The sequence below is a fragment of the Microbacterium sp. K36 genome (genome assembly GCF_004794355.1).
Taxonomy (GTDB): Bacteria; Actinomycetota; Actinomycetes; order Actinomycetales; family Microbacteriaceae; genus Microbacterium; species Microbacterium paraoxydans_D.
Genome location: NZ_SSDN01000056.1, coordinates 44,378 through 66,306, shown reverse-complemented (window position 1 = coordinate 66,306; position 21,929 = coordinate 44,378). Strand labels below are relative to the sequence as shown.

The window sequence follows — 21,929 nt, the reverse complement described above, 5'->3', positions numbered from 1 at the left end:
GCTCGGTGGGACTGAGTCCCACCTGGCTACCCGAAAGAGTTCTCGACGATGATGACCGATTCGACGGCGTCCGCTGATTCCCCGCGTCCTTCTCTGGTCGCCCGCATCGGACGCATTGCGTTCGTCGTGATCGCCGCGCTGGTGGTGGTGGCCGTCGCAGGCGCGTTCTTCGTGACCTGGACCATCCAGCGCTCCTTCCCGCAGACCTCCGGCTCGACCGCACTCGCAGGGCTGAAGGCGGACGTCACCGTGCAGCGCGACGCCAGCGGCGTGCCCACGATCACCGCCGACTCCTCGGACGACCTCTTCTTCGCCGAGGGCTTCGTGCACGCGCAGGACCGGTTCTTCGAGATGGACTTCCGCCGACACGTCACCTCCGGTCGGGTCGCCGAGCTGTTCGGCGCCTCCCAGGCCGGTACCGACGCGTTCCTGCGCACGCTGGGCTGGCACACCACCGCCGAGGCCGAGGTGGAGGCGATGGACGACGTCACCCGCGGCTACTACGAGGCCTACGCGGACGGCGTCAACGCCTACCTGTCCTCCCGTTCGGGCGCGGAGCTGTCTCTCGAGTACGCCGTCCTCGGGCTGCAGAACCCCGACTACGAGCCGGAACCGTGGGAGCCGGCGGACTCGGTGGCGTGGCTGAAGGCGATGGCCTGGGATCTCCGCACCAACGTCGAGGACGAGACCGAGCGCGCGCTCCTCGCGGGGCAGCTCGCCGAGGATCCCGAGGCCGACGTGGACGGACTTCTCGGCACGCTCTACCCGGACTACCCCTTCGACCGGAACCCGGTGATCGTGCCCACCATCTCCACCGTCCCGCCGCTGGAGACCGGAGCCGAGCCTGCGGCGTTCACGGTGCCCGCGGGCGACGGCGAGGCGCAGCAGGCGCTCACCACGGTGGAGTGGGAGGAGACGTCCTCCGTCATCGAGGCGGCGAGCATGCTCGTCGGCGACGTCGGCGAGGGAATCGGCTCCAACTCCTGGGTGGTCTCCGGCGACCTCACCGAGTCCGGGATGCCGCTGCTCGCCAACGACCCGCACCTCGGCGCCTCGCTCCCGTCGGTCTGGTACCAGGTGCAGCTCAAGTGCTCGACGGTGGACGAGGACTGCCCGTTCGACGTGGGCGGGTTCTCGTTCTCCGGCCTGCCCGGCATCGTCATCGGCCACAACCAGCGCGTGGCGTGGGGCTTCACCAACCTCACCACCGATGTCACAGACCTGTATGTCGAGCGCGTCGAGGGCGACTCCTACTGGCGCGACGGCGAGCTCGTGCCGCTGGAGGAGAGCACGGAGACCATCGAGGTCGCCGGCGGGGACGACATCGAGCTCACCATCCGGTCCACCGTGCACGGACCGATCATCTCCGGCCTCACGGACGACTTCACCGCGATCGCGGACGATCCGACCCCCGGGCTCACCGCCGAGGGCAGCATTCCCACCGCCCCGGGCTCCGATGCCGCCGAGTACGCCGTGAGCCTGCGATGGACGGCGCTCGACCCCGGCACCACAGCGACGGCGATCTTCGCGCTGTCGACCGCCCAGGACTTCGAGGACTTCCGCCGCGCGGCCTCGCTGTTCGACGTCCCGGCGCAGAACCTCATCTACGCCGACGTCGACGGCAACATCGGCTACCAGACCCCCGGCCGCCTCCCGATCCGCGGGGCCGGCGACGGCTGGATGCCGCAGCCCGGCTGGGACAGCAGCTACGACTGGACCGGCTACATCCCGTTCGAGGAGCTGCCCGTGTCGTACAACCCGGGCTCCGGGTACATCGTCACCGCCAACAACGCCATCGTCACCGACGACTACGAGCACTTCCTCTCCCGGGACTGGGACCAGGGCTACCGCGCCGCCCGCATCGCCCACCTCATCGAACGACGCGCCGCCGCCGGCCCGCTGACCGCGGAGGACATGCGCGACATCCAGATGGACGGCGAGATGTGGATCGGCAAGCAGCTCGCCGCCGCGATGGCGGACATCGAGGTCGAGGGCGAGGGGCCGCAGCAGGCCGTCGAGCTGCTCCTGGGCTGGGACGCGCAGAACAGCGCCTCCTCGGCCGGAGCCGCGTACGCGAACGTGCTGTGGTCGAACCTGGTGCAAAACATCTTCGCGGAGCGCGAGCAGCCCCTGCCCATCGACGGCCAGGGCCGCCTGTTCACCGTCGTCGGGGCGATGCTCGATGATCCCGATGACCCGCTGTGGAGCAACCCGCGTCTCGACGTCGAGGGACGAGACGTCATGCTCGCGCTGTCGGCCGAGGAGGCGTACGACGAGCTGTCCGGGCTCCAGGGCACGGATGTCGCCCGGTGGAGCTGGGGCGGCCTGCACGCCCTGACCCTCACCAGCGACACGTTCGGGTCGTCCGGCATCGCGCCGATCGAGGCCCTGTTCAACCGTGGCCCCTACCCCGTCGGGGGCGGCGCGTCCGTGGTCGATGCGACGGGATGGCAGCTCGGCGTCTCGTACGCGACCACGACCGTCCCGTCCATGCGGATGGTCGTCGACCTCGCGGACTTCGACGACTCGACCTGGATCCACCTCACGGGCGCCTCCGGCCATGCGTTCCACGAGCACTATGTCGATCAGACGAAGGACTGGTCCACGGGAGTGCAGCGGCCATGGGCGTTCACTCCGAAGGCCGTGGAGGCAGCCGCGGTCGACACCCTGACCCTCACCCCCGTCGGCTGAGAGGCGCGTGGAGGGTGCTCGGCTAGCGTGGACAGGTGCCCACCAGCTACCTCGCCCCGAAGGGGACGCCGGCCACCCTCCTCGAGTTCGAGCACGCAGGAGCGACCCTGATCGCCGAGACCTTCGGCGACGGACCGCCCACCTACCTCCTGCTGCACGGCATCGGCATGGGGCGCAGCGTCTACCTCGACCTCACCCGGCGACTGCAGGGACGGGTGATCGCGCTCGACCTCCCCGGCTTCGGTGAGGCCCCCGAGCCCACGCGCACACTGACCATGCAGCGGCACGCCGACCTCGTGGCCGCGTATCTCCGTCATGTCGACGCGGATCCGGTCGTGGTGATCGGGCACTCGATGGGGAGTCAGATCGCCGCGGAGCTCGCCGCCCGGCATCCCGAGCTCGTCGCCGGCGTCGTGCTGGCGGGACCCACCGTCGACAAGGCGGCCAGGAACGTCGGCGCGCAGGCCCGATACCTGCTCCAGGACCTCGTGGGCGAGCGCCCCCTCGTGATCTGGCGCGGCGCCCGCGAGTACCTCCGCGGTGGCCCGCACCTCATCCGCAAGATGCGCGCGACCATCGTCCACAAACCGGAGAAGGCCTTCGTCCGCATCGCCTGCCCGGTCCTGGTGCTGCGCGGCGAGGACGACCCGCTGGCCCCGATGAGCTGGTGCCAGGTGATCCTGGATGCGATCCCGGGGGCGGAACTCGCCGTCATCCCCGACCACGGCCACGGCACGCTCATCAGCGACTCCGAGCCCGCCGCCCGCCTCATCGAGGCCTTCGCCGCCCGCACCCCTCGCGTCGACCGTTCATAACTCAGGAGATCGCGGCGCGTTGGGGCGGTTCGGCGGCCGAGGCAGGCTGCGGCTGCCCTTTCTCCTGAGTTGTGAACGGCGAGCGCCGACGAGCTGGGGCCCGAGTGCCTCCATAACCTCCCGCAGCGCCTCTCGCGTGCCTGCGGGGTCGGAGAGGATGTCAGCGGCGAGCGGCCGGATCGTGACATAGCCGAGACGAGCGGCCGCCATGTCCCGCGCACGATCCCGCTGCTGCTTCGCCCATCCCTCGTGAAAGGCGCGGCTGTCGCACTCGACGATCAGCCATCCATCAACGACGAAGTCGACTCGACCCACGCCGGGGATGTGGACCTGTGTCTCGAATGAGGCACCGAGCGACCGGAGGAGGAGCCGCACGAAGGTCTCCGGCCCCGACTCGGATGACGCGTCGGCCAGGGCGAGCACCGCGCCGAACCGCTGCGGCAGCCGAGCAAAGATCGCGCGCAGTTCGTCCATCGTGATGAGGCGCTGATGGAGGAGGCTGTCCAGGGTGGCCACCGACGCCCGGGGCGACTGGCATCGGACGGCATGGCGTACGGCCGCATCCAGGGAGGTGACGTGCAGCGTACTCGCTGCGCCGTCTTCTGCCCAGTGCACCCTGTGAGCCTCCGCGTCTCGACGCCCCAACCGCGAGCGATGGGGCTCGACCTGCACGTGCACACCGTGGGCCGCGAGCACGAACACCCCGAGCAGCTGAAGAAGGGAGACGCAGGTGACGCGACCTCCGATGCGCACGGCCTCCGCGACGACAGGATCCACATCCGGGCGGGCGTATCGGTCCCGGCGCAGTCGCAGAAGCCGCCCGCTCCGCACCAGGGCGGTCAGCTCGCGCCCCCTCAGCCCTGCGGAGCGAAGATCCGCTCGAGTGAAGACCGTGGAGTCGAAGACCTCTGTTGCGCGCTGGGGTCCGGAGTGGGCGATCACATCCCGGAGGATGCCTGGCGCGACACGGCGGGACGGGGAGTCAGGCCGGATGTGGAGTGTCCGCTCCGGATCGCGAGGCGGTGGAGGAGAAGTGGGGGCCGCGCGCGGCGTTCACAATTCAGGAGAATCCGTCCCCCATCCGACCTGAGCGCACGCGCGGCCCGATGACGCCGCGGATCTCCTGAGTTGTGAACCGACAGCGGGCGGAACCGGCTACGTCGGCGGCGAGGCCGGCAGTCTGCGGCGAGGCGGTCAGCCGGCGGCGGGAGGGGTCTGCTTCGACTCGGCGAGCTCGTCGACGACGAGACCCCGCTGCTCGATCGTGCCGTTGCGATAGGCCTGGCGACCGACCATGTGCGCGGACAGCGGCGCGGTCGCGAACTGCATGAGCACCACGGGGGCCACGAGCACGAGGCCGAACAGCACGCCGCCGATCGACCGCTGCGACAGGGCGATCGCGACGCAGATCAGCAGCAGTCCGAGAACCTGCGGCTTCGTCGCGGCGTGCAGCCGCGTGGGCACGTCACGGAAGTGCAGGAGCCCCACGGAGGCGGAGAGGCAGAGGATCGCCCCGAGCAGGATGAGGACGAGCACCGCCACGTCGACGACGGCATCAGGGATCATCAGACCGAACACGTTCATGGTGTCGTGTTGTCCCTTCTCGCGACGAAGCGGGCGACCGCGATCGACCCGAACACGCCGACCGCCGCGATGATGAGGAGCACGGGGATATTGCGGGTGTGGCCGTTGATGGCCATCTCGGCGCCGAGCACGCACATGACCTCGGTCAGCAGCACGTCGGCGGCGACGGCGCGGTCGAGGATCGACGGACCACGCACGATGCGGATCACGGCGAGGATCGCGGCCACACCGAACACGGCGAGGATGATGAGGAGCAGGGTGTTCATCGCGCACCGCCGATCGTCGCGGGGTCGATGCGGCCGGCACGCTCGTCGGCCTTCAGCGCCCGGTACTGGGTCGGATTGCCGAGCGCCCGGACGATGCGCTTCTCCCAGCCGAGCACACCCTGCCGCTGCGTCTCGACATCCTCCTTGCTGCGCACGCCGATCACGTGCAGGTAGAGGATCCCGCGGTCCCGATCCGCCTCGACGACGAGGGACCCCGGGATGAGCGACGACACCACGGCGACGTGCGTCAGGACGAGGTCATCGGCGTAGCGGAGGGGCACCGCGATGATGGCCGTACCGGGCTGCCGACGGAAGTCGAACACCTGCACGGTCACCGAGAGCGCGCCCCGGAGGATCGCGAACAGGAACTGCACGACGAACAGCGCGCCGTACCAGAGGTTGATGCGCCCGGAGAGCTCGACCGTGGGCAGACGGAACACCCGCGTCACGAAGATGGCCACCACGAGCCCCGTGAGGAAGGAGAGCACCGTGAACTGGGCCCACAGCAGCATCCACAGCACGATCAGCCAGGCGAGGAACGGCAGCTGCATGCCGATGTCCCGCCAGACGCTCTTGGTCTCGGGGCTCATCCCTCCACCTCGTCTTCCAGCTGGACGAGGTTGACCGGCTGCAGCAGGCCCGCCCCGATACGGTCGCACAGAGCGTACAGCGGTCCGGCGAAGATCGTCAGGGCCACCGTGACGGTGACCATGCCCGCGGTGGCCACGGTCATGATCCTCGGAATGTGCCGGCGCTCCTGCTGCTCATCCGCGGCGGGGGCTCCGGTGAGGTAGGAGATGCGGCCCTCGGTCTCGGTCGAGTCCTCCTCCTCGCGCCAGAACGCGAGGTTCCAGGCGCGCATGAGCGCGTACAGGGTGAGCAGCGAGGTGATGATGCCGCCGAAGATGAGCACGATCATGAGCGGAGTGCCCACGGAGGCCGCGGCCTCGAACAGGGCGAACTTGCCGATGAACCCGGAGAACGGTGGCAGACCACCGAGGTTGATCGCGGGGATGAAGTACAGCAGCGCGATCACCGGGGCGATCTTGAGCAGGCCCTTCACCCGGAGGATGGAGGTGCTGCCGGCCCGACGTTCGATGAGTCCCACCGCGAGGAACAGGGTGGTCTGCACGACGATGTGGTGGACGATGTAGTACACCGTCGCGCCGATGGCGGCCGGGGTCGCGATCGCGAGACCGAAGATCATGTAGCCGACGTGGCTGACGAGCGTGAACGACAGGATCCGTTTGAGCTCGGCCTGCGCGACGGCGCCGAGCACTCCGACGATCATCGTCGCCAGCGCGATGATGAGCAGCAGCGTGTCGATGCTGTTCGAGGCGAAGAGCTGGGTCTCCGTCCGGATCAGCGCGTACACGCCGACCTTGGTCAGCAGGCCGGCGAACACGGCCGTCACCGGCGCGGGGGCCGTCGGATACGAGTCGGGCAGCCAGAACGACACAGGGAAGATCGCGGCCTTGATCCCGAAGGCGACCACGAGCATGAGGTGCAGGACGAGCTGCGTGTCCTGCGGGAGCTCCGCCATCCGCTCGGCGATCTGGGCCATGTTGACCGTGCCGAGGGCGCCGTAGATCATCGCGATCGACGCGAGGAACAGGATCGACGACACCAGCGAGACGACGATGTAGACGGCACCGGTGCGGATGCGGGACTCGGTGCTGCCCAGGGTGATGAGCACGTACGAGGCCACGAGGAGGATCTCGAATCCGACGTACAGGTTGAACAGGTCACCGGCGATGAAGGCGTTGAAGATGCCGGCGGCGAGGATCAGGTAGGAGGGGTTGAAGATCGAGATCGGAGTCTCGTCCGCCCCGTCGGCCACACCCTGACCGATGGAGAAGAGGAGGACCGCGAGCAGCACGACGCTGGAGACGAGCACCAGGAGTGCGGCGAGACGGTCGACGTAGAGGACGATGCCGAACGGCACAGGCCACCCGCCCACGGACACCGCGAGCGGGGAGCCCGCGTCGACCACGACGAGCAGCACCGCCGCGATGACGGACACGACGGCGAGCGTGGCGACGGTGACGAACACCTGCAGGCGCGCATTGCGACCGAAGACGAGGGTGATCGCCGCGCCGAGGAGCGGCAGGGCGACGAGGAGCGGGACGAGCGTGGTCATGGCCTGCCCTCCCCGTCTGTCGTGTCGTCGTCCCGGTCTGCAGCGCCGTCGATGGCGCCGTCGGGTTCGGGCTCCGGCTCGGGCACGTAGGGCGCGTCGTACGGGGCGTCATCGTGGATCGCCGGGTTGTCGCGCATGTGCAGGACGGTGATCGGCGCGGTCTGCACGCCCACGAAGTCGGTCGTGGCGTCGCCGTCGTCCGTCTCCGACTCGTCGTCCATGAGGTCTTCGTCTTCGTCGGTGCGCTCGCGCAGCGCGATGTCGGCCTCGTCGTCCTCGACCGTGTCCGCCTGGCCGAGCTGCCACGACCGGTAGATGAGCGCGAGCAGGAAGGCCGAGACGGCGAACGTGATGACGATCGCCGTGAGCGTCAGAGCCTGCGGCAGCGGGTCGCTCAGATCGCCCTCGGTACCGAAGAACGGCGCGTTGCCCGGCACGCCCATCACGATCAGGAGCAGCAGGTTCGTGGCGTTGCCGAGCAGGAGGAAGCCGATGAGGACGCGGGTGAGGCTGCGCTCCAGCATCGCGTACACGCCGCAGGCGAAGAGCACGGCCATGATCGCGATGAGGGCGAGCGAGACGTCCATCAGCCGTTCCCCCCGGTCCGCGAGGAGAAGTCGACGGCGGTGCTCTCGCCGGGGCGGAGCGCGGCCTGTCGGTCGACCTCCGCACCGAGGCTGCGGAGCACGTCGAGGACGAGTCCGATCACGACGAGGTACACGCCGATGTCGAAGATGGTCGAGGTGACGAACTCCATGTGCCCGATACCGGGGATCTCCCACTCCCAGAAGGTGCTGGTGAGCGGCGCGAGGCCGAAGAACAGCGGGACCACCGCGGTGCCCACGGCGAGGATCAGGCCCGCGCCGAGGAGGCGACCGGCATCGGTCGGAGCGGCGGCGCCCAGCTCCCAGCGCCCTCCGGCGATGTAGCGCATCACGAGGGCCATGCCCGCGACGAGTCCGCCCGCGAAGCCGCCGCCGGGGAGGTTGTGCCCGGCGAAGAGGAGGAAGATCGAGACGACGATGATCGTGTGGAACAGGATGCGGACGATCACCTCGAGCAGGATCGACCGGTTCTCCGGCTTCATCTTCTGGCCGCCGACGAGCCAGGCGCGCGGCGCCGATCGGTTCTCCGCGGTCTGGAAGCGCACGCCGTCCGTGGTCTCCACGAGCGGCCGGCTCCGCGCGGACTTGCGCACCGAGCGCGGCAGCGTCTTCGTGGCGGCGAGGAGGTCGGCGCGGTGGGTGACGAACACGAGCGAGGCGACACCGGTCGCGGCGAGCACCAGCACGGAGAGTTCGCCCATCGTGTCCCAGCCGCGGAGGTCGACCAGCGCCACGTTGACGACGTTCTTGCCGTGGCCGATCTCGTACGCGATCTCGGGGAAGATCGCGGAGATCGGGTCGGCCACGCGGGACTGGGTGGCGACGACGGCGACGAACGCCATCGTCAGACCGACGCCGATGCCGAGCAGCGCGCGGGGGATCCGGCTGACGGACTCGTTGTGCTCGCCCATCCGCGCCGGAAGGCGGCGCAGCACGAGCGCGAAGGTCACCATCGTCACCGTCTCGACGAGGATCTGGGTGAGCGCGAGATCCGGTGCCCCGCTGGTCGCGAAGAGCACGACCATGCCCAGGCCGGTGACCGAGGCGAGCACGACGCCGGTGTAGCGCTTGCGCGCACGCACCGCCACGACGCCGGCGACGGCCATGATCGGGGCGACGGCGAGCTGGGCCGGCGTATGCCAGAGCGAGAGCTGATAGCGGTCGATGTCGCTCGCCACGAGCGCGGTGACCTCGGCGGCGACGAAGACGACGAAGATCGTCCCGACGTACACGGGCAGCGAACCGCGCTGGGTGAGCGTCGTGCTCAGCACCGACAGCCGGTCGATGCCGCGCATCACCACGTAGTAGGCGTCGGCCGCCGTGAACGGCAGCAGTCGCGGGCGACGGTCCCATCCGGTCCGCCTCGTGAGGAGGAAGAGCCCGATGCCGAGCAGGATCGACAGGAGCGAGATGCCGAGGGCGGGCTCGAGGCCGTGCCAGAGCGCCAGGTGCCCCGGGCCCTCCACGGCTGCCCCCTCGTGGTCGAGTCCCGGCGTGGCGGTCAGCGCGTAGGGCTGGAGGGCGACGTCGAGGGCCGGGGCGCCGATCCCTGCGGCGAGCGTCACGCCGGCGAGGATGATCGGTGCGGAGAGGAAGCCCACGGGGGGATCGGGCCAGACCGTGTCCGGCTGTCGCTGTCCGTCCGCATCGCGCTTGGTCCAGAACGCGCCCCAGAGGAAGCGGACGCCATATGCCACGGTCAGCATGGATCCGAGGGCGACGCCGATCAGGGCGACGAGGCCCCACACGGAGCCGCCGAGCGCATCGTCCAGGAGCGCGGTCAGCGTCGATTCCTTCGCCACGAATCCGATGGTCGGGGCCACCCCGGCCATCGACGCCACGGCGATGAACGCGGCGGTGGCCATGACCGGCGCCTGTCGGCCGACGCCGGAGAGCTCGGTCACGTCACGCGTGGAGAGCTGCCGGTCGATCACGCCCACGATGAGGAACAGCGCCGACTTGAACAGCGCGTGCCCGATCACCAGCGCGAGGCCGGCGAGGGCGGCCGCCTGCGTGCCGTAGCCGACGACGACCGCGAAGAAGCCGAGCTGGCTCACGGTGCCGAACGCGAGCACGCGCTTGAGGTCGGTCTCGCGCAGCGCCTGAATGCCCCCGAGGAGCATGGTGAGGATGCCGAGCGTGAGCACGATCGGCCGCCACGTCGGACTGAACGCGAAGATGGGCGCGAACCGCGCGATGAGGTAGATGCCCGCCTTCACCATGGCCGCGGCATGCAGGTAGGCGCTGACCGGGGTCGGGGCCGCCATGGCGCCGGGGAGCCAGAAGTGGAAGGGGAACAGCGCCGACTTGCTGATGGCGCCGATCAGGAGCATGACGATGGCCGCATCGACGATCGGGCCGGTCGGCGCGATGGCGAGGATCTCCCGGATGCTCGACGTCCCGGTGTCGACAACGAGCAACACGACGCCGACGAACATCACCAGTCCGCCCAGCGTGGTCACCAGGAGCGCCTGCAGCGCGGCGCGACGGCTGGCGGCGCGGCGGCGGTAGTGACCGATGAGGAGGTAGGAGAGGATGCTCGTGGCCTCCCAGAACATCACGAGCATCACGAGGTCGTCGGTGAGGACGAGGCCGTACATCGCGCCGGCGAAGGCGAGCAGGACGCCGGCGAACTGCCCGATGCCCGCGGCCTCGTCATGGAAGTACCAGCGGCAGTAGAGGAGCACGAGGGCGCCGACGCCCGTGACGATGAGCGTGAGCACCCACCCGAGCACGTCCATGTTCATGGACAGGTTCAGCCCGAGCTGCGGGATCCACGGCACGGAGACGAACGGGACGGGGCCGTCGAGCACCTGCGGCGTGAGCACGAGCGCGTGCACGAACGCGGCAGCCGGGACGAGGGCGGCGACCGCGAAAGCCTGAGCTCCCAGCCAGCGCACCAAGACGGGCATCAAGAGCGACCCGAGAAGGAACACTGCGAGGAGCATCAGCATATACGCGGCTCCTCGGGGCTCGTCGGCCGTGCGGCTCAGGCGGGCGGTGTCCGTCCAGTTTACCGGGCCGAGACGCCTGTCGGCCCCGCGAGCTTCGAGATCGCGTGTCAGAGTGGTCGCATGCGGCGGGTCTGGGGACGCGAACTGGCGGGCTGGGCGGCCGCGCTGGCGCTGGCGCTCCTCGCCGTCGGACACCTCGCCTCCTCGCCGCGCTCGGCCCTGATGTTCGACGACGGGGACTCGCTGATCGTGGCCCTCGTCGGCCGCTCGATCCTTGACGGGGGCGGAGGTGACTGGGCGCTGTCCAGCGTGCTCTTCCTCCCCGAGATCGCCGTCTTCACGGCCCTCGACGCCCTCCTGCCGCTCGACGTGGATGGCGTGCTCGCGGCCAACGCGGTGGTCAACGTCCTCGCGCTCTACGGCGCGCTCCGCCTCGTAGCCGGGAGGCGCGCCGAGGGTCGAGCACCGGTCGCCTGGTCGGTCGGCGCCCTCGCCGTGTTCTGTCTCCTCATCGTCACGGAGTCCGGGCCGTCCCGCGACGCGCTCGAGCTCGCGTCGCTGATGCTGACGACCACGTACTACTCCGCGACCGTCGTGGGCGTGCTGGTCGCGGTCGGCCTGTGTCGGCGGTTCCTCGATCGCCCTGCCGGTGCCGTCGCGCTCCCGCTCGTGCTCGGGGTGCTCGCAGCGTTAGCGACCCTCAGCAATCCGCTGTTCGCCGCGTGGGCCACGGTGCCCCTCTCCCTCGTGCTGGGCGGCCTCTGTCTCACCACGCCCGCGGTCCGGCGCCGGGGTCTCGCGCTGATCGCCGCGCTGGTCGGGGGCAGCATCCTCGGCTTCCTCGGTCGCATTCCTTTCTCGGCATGGATTGCGAACTCCGGCGCCGGCTACATCCAGCCGGCGGAATGGATCCACTCCGCCGTGTACTACGCCGACCTCGCGATCGACCGGCTGTCGTCGCCCGGCGGGGTGCTCGGCACAGTCGCCGTACTGGCGCTGACCGTGCTCGCGGTCGTGCGGACGGCTCACGCGTCGGACGCCGGTGACCGCCTGGTGGCCACGGCCGCCTGGGCACTCCCGTTCGTCGTGCTCATCGGCGGCATCGCGGCGGGGACGCACGCGGCGCGGTACCTGCAGCCACTCGTCTTCGCTCCGATCCTCGCCCTCCTCACCCTGCCGCGCGTCCGGGTCCGGCGAGCCGCGCTGACTCGTCTCGCCCCCGCCGTCGTCGTCGTCGCCCTCCTCATCGGCGGTGCCGCATCCGTACCCCGCATCGTGAAGGCGACGAGCGCTACCGACGCCGACCTCGCCTGCGTCACGGACTGGGTGGACGCGTCGGAGCGCACCGGCGCCGGACAGTTCTGGACCGTACGGCTGCCGAAGCTGCACGCGACCGACCCGACCAGGCTCGTGCAGGTCGACCACGAGCTCCACGGGTACGCGTGGCTGGTCGACCGCCGCGACTTCGCGGTGGGTCAGGTGTCGTTCCTCATCGAGGACGCACAGACGGTGGCATGGAACCTGCCGACCGCCGCGGCGCCCACGGCCGTCGTGGCGTGCGGGCGCTACCGCATCCTCGACTACGCGCCGGCGACGCTTCCCCTCGGGCCTGCCCGCTCCTGACCGGTGCGGCCTGTCAGCGCGACGGGGGCGGCGCGGTCGTCGTGCCCGCGCGGAACACGCAGTGCAGGTCCTGCGTGACGCCGGGCTCCCCGCGGAGCATGCGGGCGACCTGCTCCCCCGCGGCCCTCCCCTTCTCGACCGCCGGCTGCACGCTGGTGGTGAGGGTGAGGTCGCCGAGGCCGTCCAGCGGGATGCCGTCGAATCCGGCGACCGAGAGGTCTTCGGGAACCCGGAGCCCGAGCTCCTCCGCGGCGCGGATCACGCCCACGGCCAGCAGGTCGCTCTGCGCGAGCACGGCGGTCGGGCGGGCGTCGGGATCGGCCAGCAGCATCCGCCCGACGAGGATGCCCTCGTCGATGAGGCTGCCGGAGGCCGAGATCGCCGGTGCGTCGGGGAAGATCTCGCGCATGCCGGCGAGCCGATCGACGGTGACGTCGACGGTGGCGTTCGCCAACCGCTCCGGTGTGATGAGGGTGCGCTCGCGTTCGGCGTCCAGCGACAGCGTGACGAGGGCGACGTCGCGATGCCCGAGGTCGTGCACGTGGCGCGCGATGTCCGCGGAGGCGGCGACGTTGTCCAGGGTGATGCGCGGGACGTCGAGCCCTGCGTCGCCCTCGATGACGACGACGGGGAGACCACGGCCGAGCACGATCTCCAGGGACGCGCGGGTGCGTCCGGAGCATCCGATCAGCACGACGGCGTCGACGGGGGCGCTCGCTATGGCCGAGCCGTCCTCGCCCGGCTCGTCGCGCATGAGGAGGATCCCGGCGCTGAGATCGGCGAGCCCGTCGGTGAGGCCGTCCATCATCGCGGTCGTCACCGGGTCGAGGAAGGCCGCCCGCAGATGCCCCTCGAGGACCACCGCCACGATGCCGCTACGCCCGCGACGAAGGGAGGCGGCGCGAGGGTCGGGCCCTGTGTAGCCGAGGTCGGTCGCGGCGGCGAGCACCCGGTCGCGGGTGGCGGGTGCGACCTTGGCCTTGCCGCTGAACACGACGGACGCGGTCGAGGTGGCGACCCCCGCCTCCCGAGCCACATCGGCGATCGTGGGCCGGCGCGGCGTCTCCCTGGTCATACTCCGAGGATAGCCCGGTTCGGTCGCGAAAGGTCGAATCGATTCGATAGGCTGTCCGCCATGGACACCGCCCTCACCCGCTCGCAGTTCGTGCGCTGGCGCACCGCGATCTTCGCCATCTTTCTCGCCAGCGGACTCTCGATCGCGACCTGGGCCTCCCGCGTGCCGGGGATCAAGGAGGCGCTCGACCTCGACAACGCGCAGGTCGGCCTGATCCTCCTGGGCATGGGCGTGGCGTCCATCCTCGGCATCTCGACGAGCCCCGCCGTCATGGCGCGGACCGGTGCGCGGCGCGGCATGCTCCTGGCGATGCTCACGTTCGCCTCGGGCATCGCCCTCGTCGGCCTCGGCGCGACCGTCTTCGGGTCGGTGCCTGTCGTCCTCATCGGCATGGTGCTCTTCGGCTTCGGCAACGGCTGCGTCGACGTGATGATGAACGTCGAGGCCACCGCCATCGAACAGCAGATGGGCCGCACGATCCTGCCGGTCTTCCACGCGTTCTTCAGTTTCGGCACCGTGCTCGGCGCCGGCATCGGCGCCCTCGCCGCGGCCCTCAAGGTCGACGTCGGCACGCACGCGGTGTCGATGGGCGTCCTCATCGCCGTGATCGCCGTCGTCTGCTTCTTCCAGGTGCCCGTGCGCGAGGCCGCGCTCGACCCCGAGGACCACGAGAAGCCTCCGTTCCGCCAGCGGATGCACACGGCGCTCGAAGCCTGGCGCGAGCCGCGCACGTATCTGCTGGGGACCGTCATGCTCGGTATGTCCTTCGCAGAGGGCGGAGCCAACGACTGGATCGCCCTGGGCACGGAGCAGGGGCACGGCTTCGCGGAGGGCACAGGCGCCGTCGCCCTGGCGGTGTTCTCCGTCGGCATGACGGTGGTGCGCCTCTTCGGCGGACCGCTGGTCGACCGCTTCGGCCGGGTGCTGGTGCTGCGCATCCTGGCCGCGACCGCCGCCACCGGGATCCTGCTGTTCATCCTCGCGCCCACGCTGCCGCTGGTCCTCGTCGGCGCGGCGCTGTGGGGCATCGGTGCGTCGCTCGGCTTCCCCCTCGGCATGTCGGCCGCGGCGGACGACCCGGCCAAGGCCGCCGCGCGGGTGAGCGCGGCGGCGACCATCGGCTACGTGGCGTTCCTCGGCGGCCCGCCGGTGCTCGGGGTCATCAGCGAGCACATCGGACTGCTCAACACGCTCTTCATCCTCGTCGCGCTCGTCGTGCTCTCCGGCCTGTTCTCCGGCGCCGCCCGACCGCTGCGCGCGGAGGAGAAGGCTCCGGCGGTTCCGACCGTCGAGCGCTGACTCAGTCCTCGACCCCCCGGACGAGCGCAGCCGCGTGCGACCGGCTGCGCGCGCCGAGCTTGGTGAGGACGTTCGAGACGTGCGTCTTCACCGTCGGGACGGAGATCCGCAGGCGCGCGGCGAGCTGGGCGTTCGACCACCCCTGCAGGATCCCGTCGAGGACGTCGTGCTCCCGGGGCGTCAGCTCCGGCAGCGCGAACGTCGTCATAGGCGTGGGCTCCGGAGCGGACGCCGCCACGGCGGCGAGCGCGCGGCGGGTGACCCGCGGGTCCAGCGCCCCGTCTCCGACGGCGACGGCGCGCACCGCCTGGACGAGAGTCGGCGCGTCGACGGTCTTCAGGAGGAATCCGACCGCTCCCGCCCGGATCGCGGCGAGCACGAGCTCGTCCTCGTCGAAGCTCGTCAAGACGAGCACATCCCCCAGTCCGCGCTCGACGATCTCGCGGGTGGCGGAGACCCCGTCGCGTCCTGGCATGCGCAGATCCATGAGGACGACATCCGGCCGGAGCGCTGCGGCATTGCGCACGGCCACCTCGCCGTCGGCAGCCTCCCCGACGACAGTGATGTCGTGCGTCTCCAGCATGATGCGCAGGCCGGCCCTGATCGCGCCGTGGTCGTCGGCGAGCAGCACGGTCGGAACGGTCATGCCCGGGCCCCTGCCGGCAGTCGGGCCTCGACCAGCCAGCCGTCGGCCTCCGGACCGGCCCGGAACGTCCCGCCGAGGGCGGTGACGCGCTCCCGCAGCATCTGCAGCCCCCACCCCTCGCCATCCTGTCCGGCGGTCGCGGTCGGTGTGCCGCCCCGCGACCGCACCGCGACGCGGGCCTGCGCGTCGACCGGGCCGATGGTCACCTCGACCACGGCACCGTTGGCATGGCGGACACAGTTGCCCAGTGCCTCGCGCACCACCCGCACGACCGCCTGCTCGCCGCCGCCGCCGAGCGCACCCGGGTCCTCGACGGCGAGGCGCACGTCCAAGCCCGAGCGTCGGGCCTCCGCCGCGAGGCCCTCGAGGTCGGCCCATCCCGGGGTCGGCGCGAGCGCCCCGTCGCCGCGGCGCAGCACCCCGATCATGGTGCGCAGGGCTCCGTGCGCGTCCAGCCCGGCATCGCGCACGGCCTGCAGAGCGGCGCGATCGTCCGCCCGCGTCGGGGGCGCGGCGAGCGCCGCCTCCGCCCGGATGGCCATGGCCATCACGTGCCCGGCCACCACGTCGTGCAGTTCGCGCGCCATCGCCTCGCGCTCGCGCTGCACGGCCTGCGCCCGGTCTCGGGCGGCGGTGGCTGCGGCGTCCTCCGCACGCTGACGATGCAGGTCGGCCAGCTCGTGCGCCTGCGACACCGCCACCGCCCACCAGTAGTCCGTTCCGAAGATGGCGCCGAACTGCACCGCGAACAGCACCGCGACGGCGGGTGCCGCCGCCGAGGAGAGCAGGGCCCCGAGGAAGAGGGCGACGGTCGCCACGCCCAGGAGCACGAGCAGCACGCGGCGCCCGCGTGGGCCGGCGCGGAAGGCCGCCGTCCACAGCACGTCCAGCAGGACCACGAGGGTTCCGACGCCGCCGACCGTGAGCAGGTCCGCGACGAAGAGCACGGCGACGAGGGCGAGCACGGTCCACGGACGACGGCGCTTGCCGAGGGCCAGAGCGCAGGCCGGGATCGCGAGGACCAGCGCCCACCACGGCGAGACGTCCTCAGGCAGCAGGGAGAAGGGCCCCCAGAGGCCGTGGAACCCGAGAGCCGCCATGACCGTCGCGAGGGCGGCCATGGCCAACGGGTCCACCCACCACCGATGCCCCCGGTACCAGGCGGCGGGCCTTCCGTCGGCGGGATCGTGCATGCCCTCATGCAACCACGGCGCGGACGGCGTCGCATCCGACCAAAGGATGAGGGCTTCCGGACGACCCCGACTTTCGCCCGATCCGCGCTCGGCGTGCCGCCGGGATCGTGGACGCATGGAACTCTTCGGCGGGCTGCCACTGCCCCTCTCCCTCGCCGTGCTCGCGCTCATCGACGGTCTGAGCGTCGGGACGCTGCTCATCCCGGTCTTCCTCCTCCTGCACCCCGGACGCGTGCGCGCCGGGCGGATCCTCCTCTACCTCGCGACGATCGCGGTGTTCTATCTCGTGGTCGGCCTCCTCTTCCTCTGGGGCCTGGTGAACCTCGTCGACGTCGCCTCCGACTTCCTGAGCTCTCCCGTGGGCATGATCACCCGTCTCGTCGTCGGCGCCGCCCTGCTCGTCACCGCCTTCGTGATGCCGACGAAGCCTGCGGAAGCGGCGCCGGTCGGAGCGCCCGCGGCCACCAGCCCCAGTGTGCCGGGCAGCGAACCGCTGTCCGGGTCGATCCCCCCGGCACGCCCACCCGTTCCCTCGACCGCCGCCGCGACGACCGCACCGCGTCCCGGTCGGATCGCTCGGTGGCGGGAACGCCTGCTCGACCCGCAGACTCGGGGATTCGCGGTCATGGCCGTCGCCATCGCCGCGGGGCTCGTGGAGGTCGCGACGATGCTCCCGTACATCGTGGCGATGACGATGCTCGCGGACGCCGGCGTCGACACGCCGCTCCGGGTGCTCTCCCTGGCCGGGTACTGCGCGCTGATGATCGCCCCGGCGCTCGTGCTCCTCGTGCTGCGACTGGTGGCGGCCCCGCTCGTGCAGCGTCCGCTGGAACGCTTCGCCGCCTGGATGGAGCGGACGGGCGCGGAAAACACGGCGTGGATCATCGGCATCATCGGCTTCCTCATCGCCCGCTCCGCCGCGACCGAGCTCGGACTCTTCGACGCGTTCCTCTGAGCGCGTGACCGGCGACGACGAAGTAGGCTCGTCGGGTGCGTCTCGTCATCGCCCGCTGCTCGGTCGACTACACCGGCCGACTCAACGCCCATCTTCCGCTCGCCACCCGGCTGCTCGTGCATAAGGGTGACGGGAGTCTGCTCGTGCACTCCGACGGCGGCAGCTACAAGCCGCTGAACTGGATGAGCCCGCCGTGTGTGCTGGCGACCGAGGAACCGGGCGAGGAGGAGGCCGGCGCCGGCGTCGTCGAGGTGTGGCGCGTGACCCACAAGAAGACCGGCGATGCCCTCCGCGTGCAGATCTACGAGGTCATCCACGACTCCAGCCACGAGCTCGGGATCGACCCCGGCCTGCAGAAGGACGGCGTCGAGGCCGACCTGCAGCGCCTGCTCGCGGAACAGGTGGACCGCGTCGCCGAGGGTGCCACCCTGGTCCGTCGCGAGTACCCCACGGCCATCGGCCCGGTCGACCTGCTCGTGCGCGACGCCGACGGCGTGGCGATCGCGGTCGAGGTCAAGCGCCGCGGCGACATCGACGGCGTCGAGCAGCTCACCCGCTACCTCGAGCTCCTGGGTCGCGACCCCCACCTCGCCCCGGTGCAGGGCGTGTTCGCCGCCCAGGAGATCAAGCCGCAGGCCCGCGTCCTCGCCGAGGATCGCGGCATCCGCTGCCTCGTGCTCGACTACGACGACATGAAGGGCATCGAATCGGGCATCCCCCGCCTCTTCTGACCTCAGCGCGTCGAGACCAGGCGCGGCCGCGGACCCTCCAGCCGTGCGATCGCGATCTTCACCTCGGTGAGCTCGTGCTCGATCCGGTCGAACTTCGCGTCCTGGATCGCGAACCTCGCGTCGATCGCGGCGAACCGCGTGTCCATCCGACCGATCATCCAGCCGAATCCGCTGATGATCGCGACGAGAGTCGTCGCGGCCGTCGCCAGCATCGTGATGACTTCCACCGACACGTACATGCCCCCATTCTCACCCGTGATCCCGCCGCTGTCACGACTCTAGATCGGCGTGAAGGGCCTTCCCGCGTTCGGTGGATGAACCCGTTTCGTGCACACCTGTGCAGGACGGGCGGGCACCCGTTCGCGGGACCCTAGGCTGGAGGCATGCCCTCTTCGCCTTACTCGTGTGTGCTCTGGGACGTCGACGGGACCATCGTCGACGCCTCGGTCGGGATCCTGCGTCGCCTGAACATCGCCCTGACGCACTTCGGCCACCCGGCGCCGACGCGCGAGGAGCTCGTGCACTGGATCGGCCCTCCCATGTTCCAGTCCTTCCAGGACCAGGCTGGGATGACGCCGGAGCAGTCGACCGAGGCCGTGGCGTTCTACCGCACCCTCGGCAAAGCCGACGGGTACACGACCGACGTGCAGACGTATCCGGGGGTCGCCGAGCTGATCCATGACCTGCACGCGGCCGGCGTCCCCCAGGCGACGGCGAGCTCGAAGCCCGAGAATCAGGTCGACGCCCTGGTCGATCACTTCGGACTCCGGCCGTCGTTCCTCACGACCGTGGGCGCCACGCCGGACGAGGCCACGCTCGCGTCCAAGACGGACATCGTGGCCGAGGCGCTGCGACGGCTGCGCGCGCTCGGTGCCGACACCTCCCGCCCGGTCCTCGTGGGCGACCGGCACCACGACGTCGAGGGCGGTCTCGCCAACGGCGTGCCGGTGATCTTCGTGGGCTGGGGATTCAGCGACCCGCACGAGGGCGACGACGCGGCGTTCCGCGTCACGAGCGTCGACGAGCTGCGCGCACTCCTGCTGCCCTGACCGGCCCCAGGCCGTCAGGAAGACGAAACTCCCCGCCGGGTCAGCGCCTGCGCGTGATTCCGACGGGGAGTTCCCGGTGTTGCTTCCGCCTCAGACGGGGCGGATGTTCTCTGCCTGCAGGCCCTTGGGACCCTGCGCCACATCGAACTCGACCCGCTGGTTCTCTTCGAGAGAGCGGTAGCCGGATGACTGGATGGCGGAGTAGTGCGCGAAGACGTCAGCGCCTCCGTCGTCGGGGGAGATGAAGCCGAAGCCCTTCTCCGAGTTGAACCACTTGACCGTGCCCTGGGTGCTCATGTACTGCCTGTTCTGCTGATGTAGAAGCCGACGCAGGGGTGCACCGACATCGCTAACGCTAGTGGAGGGGACCCCCGGCGGAATAGCCGTTGCGAGAAGGTAATCCAAATGTTGCATGAGCGGACGCGCCCGGAAAATGGTGTGGCCCTCACCGCGGGGGGAGCGATGAGGGCCGAAGACGACCGGAGGGTGCGTCAGAAACAGCCTAACCCCTCCGCGAGCTTCTTGTCCCCCTTTTGGGGGACAAATCTGAAAAACTTCGTGGCGGCTAGCCGGAGAGCGGCCCTCTCGAGGAGTCCATTGGGGACTGAACTACTCGAGAGGGCCCAATCGCATGCACGGATCGTCCGGCCCGTGGGGAGGGCCTCCGCCTCCTGGGGAGAGGCGTAGACGATCGATCCCCTTGCATGCACTTTCACCATAGGGGAGGACATGATCCGGCGCCATGGACCTTGACAGATGCGGCGGTAGCCTGATTCGGTGACCATGCTGAACAAGGACATGACGCTCTGCATCTCGCTGTCCGCACGGCCGAGCAACAACGGCACGCGCTTCCACAATCACCTGTACGAGGCCCTCGGTCTGAACTGGATCTACAAGGCCTTCGCCCCGACCGACCTGGCGCAGGCCATCGCGGGTGTGCGCGGTCTCGGCATCCGCGGGTGCGCGATCTCGATGCCCTATAAAGAGGACGTCATCGCGCTCGTCGACCGCATGGACCCCTCGGCGCAGGCCATCGACTCCGTCAACACGATCGTGAACGACGACGGCGTGCTCACGGCCCACAACACCGACTATGCGGCGATCGCGCAGCTGATCGCGGAGAACGACCTCGACCCCGCGTCCTCCGTCCTCCTCCGCGGCTCGGGCGGCATGGCGAAGGCAACGGCAGCCGCGTTCCGCGACGCCGGCTTCACGCATGTGACGCTCGTCGCCCGGAACGAGTCCGCGGGCCGTGCCCTCGCCGAGCTGTACGGCTTCGCCTGGCGTGCGGAGGTCGGAGACGCGACGGCCGACGTGCTCGTGAACGTCACCCCGATCGGGATGGCCGGGGGCGCGGAGGCGGACGCGCTCGCCTTCCCGGAACAGGCCATCGCCGCCGCCGTCGTCGTGTTCGACGTCGTCGCCCTGCCCGCCGAGACGCCGCTCATCGCCGCCGGGCGGGCCGCGGGCAAGACGGTGATCACGGGCGCCGAGGTCGCGACGCGACAGGCACTGGAGCAGTTCGTCCTGTACACCGGCATCCGTCCGTCCGCGGAGCAGGTGCGCGCCGCCGAGGAGTTCATGCGGGCGGGGGCGTGACCCGATGAAGACCATCGGCGTGCTCGGCGGCATGAGCTGGGAGTCGTCGCTGGAGTGGTACCGCCTGGCCAACGAACGCGTCCGCGCCCTGCGCGGCGGACACCACTCCGCCCGCATCCTGCTCGACTCCCTCGACTTCGCCGACATCGAGGCGATGCAGGCTCACGACGACTGGGACGCCGCCGCCGGACTCCTCGCCGCCCGCGCACAGGCGCTTCAGACCGCCGGCGCCGAACTGCTCGTCCTCGCGACGAACACCATGCACCTGGTCGCCGACCGCATAGCTGCCGCCGTCGACATCCCGTTCCTCCACATCGCGGACGCGACGGCCGCCGCGGTGACCGACGCGGGGCTCGGTCGGGTCGGGCTGCTGGGCACCGCCTTCACGATGGAGCGGCCGTTCTACATCGCACGCCTCGCCGCTCGCGGCATCGAGACCCTCGTGCCGGAGGCGGACGACCGCCGCGTGGTGCACGCGGTCATCTACGACGAGCTCGTCCACGGGATCATCCTCGACGAGTCGCGCCGTCGCTACGTCGAGGTCATCGACCGGCTCATCGCCCGCGGCGTGGACGGCGTGATCCTCGGGTGCACGGAGATCGAGCTCCTCGTCTCCGCGGCGGATACATCGGTGCCGGTGTTCCCGACGACCGCCCTGCATGTGGAGGCGGCCGTCGCGGCCGCGATGGCGCCGACGCGCTGAA

The 21,929-nt window shown here is 70.5% G+C and carries 21 protein-coding genes; 9 read left to right on the top strand and 12 right to left on the bottom strand.

The features are described 5' to 3' along the window. Positions 1 to 48: 48 nt before the first annotated feature. Both DW296_RS05260 and DW296_RS05255 read left to right on the top strand, forming a co-directional pair. Positions 49 to 2,691 (top strand): penicillin acylase family protein, encoded by a 2,643-nt coding sequence (locus DW296_RS05260; RefSeq protein WP_136051381.1) that lies wholly within the window; start codon positions 49 to 51, stop codon positions 2,689 to 2,691. 35 nt (positions 2,692 to 2,726) lie between these two features. Continuing rightward, complete coding sequence (locus DW296_RS05255) at positions 2,727 to 3,506, top strand: alpha/beta fold hydrolase (protein WP_136051380.1); 780 nt, start codon at positions 2,727 to 2,729, stop codon at positions 3,504 to 3,506. Here DW296_RS05255 and DW296_RS05250 read toward each other — a convergent pair. From DW296_RS05250 to DW296_RS05220, 7 genes are all read right to left on the bottom strand, one after another. Continuing rightward, positions 3,501 to 4,448 carry an endonuclease domain-containing protein gene (locus DW296_RS05250; RefSeq protein ID WP_136051379.1) on the bottom strand — a complete coding sequence of 316 codons (948 nt, stop codon included), beginning with the start codon at positions 4,446 to 4,448 and terminating at the stop codon, positions 3,501 to 3,503. The two genes, DW296_RS05255 and DW296_RS05250, sit on opposite strands and share 6 nt — an antisense overlap. Positions 4,449 to 4,700: 252 nt before the next feature. Continuing rightward, entirely contained in the window at positions 4,701 to 5,090 is a 390-nt protein-coding gene (mnhG, locus tag DW296_RS05245; protein ID WP_071328007.1) for a monovalent cation/H(+) antiporter subunit G, read from the bottom strand. Further along, positions 5,087 to 5,356: a monovalent cation/H+ antiporter complex subunit F gene (locus DW296_RS05240; protein WP_025105196.1), complete on the bottom strand. Its 270-nt coding sequence runs from the start codon at positions 5,354 to 5,356 to the stop codon at positions 5,087 to 5,089. The genes mnhG and DW296_RS05240 overlap by 4 nt, the downstream gene beginning before the upstream one ends. Continuing rightward, the gene (locus DW296_RS05235; protein ID WP_071328008.1) at positions 5,353 to 5,946 is read right to left on the bottom strand and encodes a Na+/H+ antiporter subunit E; all 594 of its coding nucleotides are present in this window, start codon (positions 5,944 to 5,946) and stop codon (positions 5,353 to 5,355) included. The genes DW296_RS05240 and DW296_RS05235 overlap by 4 nt, the downstream gene beginning before the upstream one ends. Further along, positions 5,943 to 7,496, bottom strand: a complete 1,554-nt coding sequence (locus tag DW296_RS05230; RefSeq protein WP_136051378.1) for a Na+/H+ antiporter subunit D — start codon at positions 7,494 to 7,496, stop codon at positions 5,943 to 5,945. Before DW296_RS05230 ends, DW296_RS05235 begins: the two co-directional genes overlap by 4 nt. Then, complete coding sequence (locus DW296_RS05225) at positions 7,493 to 8,083, bottom strand: Na(+)/H(+) antiporter subunit C (protein ID WP_136051377.1); 591 nt, start codon at positions 8,081 to 8,083, stop codon at positions 7,493 to 7,495. The genes DW296_RS05230 and DW296_RS05225 overlap by 4 nt, the downstream gene beginning before the upstream one ends. Continuing rightward, positions 8,083 to 11,055, bottom strand: a complete 2,973-nt coding sequence (locus DW296_RS05220) for a Na+/H+ antiporter subunit A (protein ID WP_136051376.1) — start codon at positions 11,053 to 11,055, stop codon at positions 8,083 to 8,085. Before DW296_RS05220 ends, DW296_RS05225 begins: the two co-directional genes overlap by 1 nt. A gap of 120 nt (positions 11,056 to 11,175) precedes the next feature. Between DW296_RS05220 and DW296_RS05215 the strand changes: the two genes are divergently transcribed. Beyond that, positions 11,176 to 12,678: a hypothetical protein gene (locus DW296_RS05215; RefSeq protein WP_136051375.1), complete on the top strand. Its 1,503-nt coding sequence runs from the start codon at positions 11,176 to 11,178 to the stop codon at positions 12,676 to 12,678. A gap of 13 nt (positions 12,679 to 12,691) precedes the next feature. Here the strand turns inward: DW296_RS05215 and DW296_RS05210 are convergent, their stop codons facing one another. Continuing rightward, the gene (locus DW296_RS05210) at positions 12,692 to 13,753 is read right to left on the bottom strand and encodes a LacI family DNA-binding transcriptional regulator (protein ID WP_136051374.1); all 1,062 of its coding nucleotides are present in this window, start codon (positions 13,751 to 13,753) and stop codon (positions 12,692 to 12,694) included. Positions 13,754 to 13,813: 60 nt separating this feature from the next. Between DW296_RS05210 and DW296_RS05205 the strand changes: the two genes are divergently transcribed. Next, positions 13,814 to 15,052 (top strand): MFS transporter, encoded by a 1,239-nt coding sequence (locus tag DW296_RS05205; RefSeq protein WP_126894403.1) that lies wholly within the window; start codon positions 13,814 to 13,816, stop codon positions 15,050 to 15,052. A gap of 1 nt (position 15,053) precedes the next feature. On the opposite strand, the gene DW296_RS05200 is transcribed toward DW296_RS05205, so the two are convergent. Both DW296_RS05200 and DW296_RS05195 read right to left on the bottom strand, forming a co-directional pair. Continuing rightward, positions 15,054 to 15,698 carry a response regulator gene (locus DW296_RS05200; protein WP_136051373.1) on the bottom strand — a complete coding sequence of 215 codons (645 nt, stop codon included), beginning with the start codon at positions 15,696 to 15,698 and terminating at the stop codon, positions 15,054 to 15,056. Next, on the bottom strand, positions 15,695 to 16,891 hold the full coding sequence (locus tag DW296_RS05195) for a sensor histidine kinase (protein ID WP_136051372.1): 1,197 nt from the start codon (positions 16,889 to 16,891) through the stop codon (positions 15,695 to 15,697). Before DW296_RS05195 ends, DW296_RS05200 begins: the two co-directional genes overlap by 4 nt. Positions 16,892 to 17,006: 115 nt before the next feature. Between DW296_RS05195 and DW296_RS05190 the strand changes: the two genes are divergently transcribed. Both DW296_RS05190 and nucS read left to right on the top strand, forming a co-directional pair. After that, positions 17,007 to 17,846, top strand: coding sequence for a GAP family protein (locus DW296_RS05190; protein ID WP_136051371.1), 840 nt, complete (start codon positions 17,007 to 17,009; stop codon positions 17,844 to 17,846). A gap of 35 nt (positions 17,847 to 17,881) precedes the next feature. Continuing rightward, the gene (nucS, locus tag DW296_RS05185) at positions 17,882 to 18,577 is read left to right on the top strand and encodes an endonuclease NucS (RefSeq protein WP_060923428.1); all 696 of its coding nucleotides are present in this window, start codon (positions 17,882 to 17,884) and stop codon (positions 18,575 to 18,577) included. Positions 18,578 to 18,579: 2 nt separating this feature from the next. On the opposite strand, the gene DW296_RS05180 is transcribed toward nucS, so the two are convergent. Next, on the bottom strand, positions 18,580 to 18,816 hold the full coding sequence (locus DW296_RS05180) for a response regulator (protein ID WP_136051370.1): 237 nt from the start codon (positions 18,814 to 18,816) through the stop codon (positions 18,580 to 18,582). Between the two features lie 144 nt (positions 18,817 to 18,960). On the opposite strand from DW296_RS05180, the gene DW296_RS05175 reads away from it, so the two are divergent. Then, positions 18,961 to 19,626 carry an HAD hydrolase-like protein gene (locus DW296_RS05175; protein WP_136051369.1) on the top strand — a complete coding sequence of 222 codons (666 nt, stop codon included), beginning with the start codon at positions 18,961 to 18,963 and terminating at the stop codon, positions 19,624 to 19,626. A 90-nt stretch (positions 19,627 to 19,716) separates the two neighbouring features. On the opposite strand, the gene DW296_RS05170 is transcribed toward DW296_RS05175, so the two are convergent. Further along, positions 19,717 to 19,923, bottom strand: a complete 207-nt coding sequence (locus DW296_RS05170) for a cold-shock protein (RefSeq protein ID WP_017203899.1) — start codon at positions 19,921 to 19,923, stop codon at positions 19,717 to 19,719. Positions 19,924 to 20,403: 480 nt separating this feature from the next. On the opposite strand from DW296_RS05170, the gene DW296_RS05165 reads away from it, so the two are divergent. Together DW296_RS05165 and DW296_RS05160 are read left to right on the top strand one after the other, a co-directional pair. Next, complete coding sequence (locus DW296_RS05165; protein WP_205807837.1) at positions 20,404 to 21,225, top strand: shikimate 5-dehydrogenase; 822 nt, start codon at positions 20,404 to 20,406, stop codon at positions 21,223 to 21,225. A 4-nt stretch (positions 21,226 to 21,229) separates the two neighbouring features. Beyond that, positions 21,230 to 21,928, top strand: a complete 699-nt coding sequence (locus tag DW296_RS05160) for an aspartate/glutamate racemase family protein (RefSeq protein ID WP_136051368.1) — start codon at positions 21,230 to 21,232, stop codon at positions 21,926 to 21,928. Position 21,929 lies beyond the last annotated feature (1 nt).

What these genes read in the sequence shown, in the direction of transcription:
- DW296_RS05260 (WP_136051381.1), top strand. Translation starts at nt 49, where the DNA reads ATGATGACCGATTCGACGGCGTCCGCTGATTCCCCGCGTCCTTCTCTG.
- mnhG (WP_071328007.1), bottom strand. Translation starts at nt 5,090, where the DNA reads ATGAACGTGTTCGGTCTGATGATCCCTGATGCCGTCGTCGACGTGGCG.
- DW296_RS05240 (WP_025105196.1), bottom strand. Translation starts at nt 5,356, where the DNA reads ATGAACACCCTGCTCCTCATCATCCTCGCCGTGTTCGGTGTGGCCGCG.
- DW296_RS05235 (WP_071328008.1), bottom strand. Translation starts at nt 5,946, where the DNA reads ATGAGCCCCGAGACCAAGAGCGTCTGGCGGGACATCGGCATGCAGCTG.
- DW296_RS05230 (WP_136051378.1), bottom strand. Translation starts at nt 7,496, where the DNA reads ATGACCACGCTCGTCCCGCTCCTCGTCGCCCTGCCGCTCCTCGGCGCG.
- DW296_RS05225 (WP_136051377.1), bottom strand. Translation starts at nt 8,083, where the DNA reads ATGGACGTCTCGCTCGCCCTCATCGCGATCATGGCCGTGCTCTTCGCC.
- DW296_RS05220 (WP_136051376.1), bottom strand. Translation starts at nt 11,055, where the DNA reads ATGCTGATGCTCCTCGCAGTGTTCCTTCTCGGGTCGCTCTTGATGCCC.
- DW296_RS05215 (WP_136051375.1), top strand. Translation starts at nt 11,176, where the DNA reads ATGCGGCGGGTCTGGGGACGCGAACTGGCGGGCTGGGCGGCCGCGCTG.
- DW296_RS05210 (WP_136051374.1), bottom strand. Translation starts at nt 13,753, where the DNA reads ATGACCAGGGAGACGCCGCGCCGGCCCACGATCGCCGATGTGGCTCGG.
- DW296_RS05205 (WP_126894403.1), top strand. Translation starts at nt 13,814, where the DNA reads ATGGACACCGCCCTCACCCGCTCGCAGTTCGTGCGCTGGCGCACCGCG.
- DW296_RS05200 (WP_136051373.1), bottom strand. Translation starts at nt 15,698, where the DNA reads ATGACCGTTCCGACCGTGCTGCTCGCCGACGACCACGGCGCGATCAGG.
- DW296_RS05195 (WP_136051372.1), bottom strand. Translation starts at nt 16,891, where the DNA reads ATGCACGATCCCGCCGACGGAAGGCCCGCCGCCTGGTACCGGGGGCAT.
- DW296_RS05190 (WP_136051371.1), top strand. Translation starts at nt 17,007, where the DNA reads ATGGAACTCTTCGGCGGGCTGCCACTGCCCCTCTCCCTCGCCGTGCTC.
- DW296_RS05180 (WP_136051370.1), bottom strand. Translation starts at nt 18,816, where the DNA reads ATGTACGTGTCGGTGGAAGTCATCACGATGCTGGCGACGGCCGCGACG.
- DW296_RS05175 (WP_136051369.1), top strand. Translation starts at nt 18,961, where the DNA reads ATGCCCTCTTCGCCTTACTCGTGTGTGCTCTGGGACGTCGACGGGACC.
- DW296_RS05170 (WP_017203899.1), bottom strand. Translation starts at nt 19,923, where the DNA reads ATGAGCACCCAGGGCACGGTCAAGTGGTTCAACTCGGAGAAGGGCTTC.
- DW296_RS05160 (WP_136051368.1), top strand. Translation starts at nt 21,230, where the DNA reads ATGAAGACCATCGGCGTGCTCGGCGGCATGAGCTGGGAGTCGTCGCTG.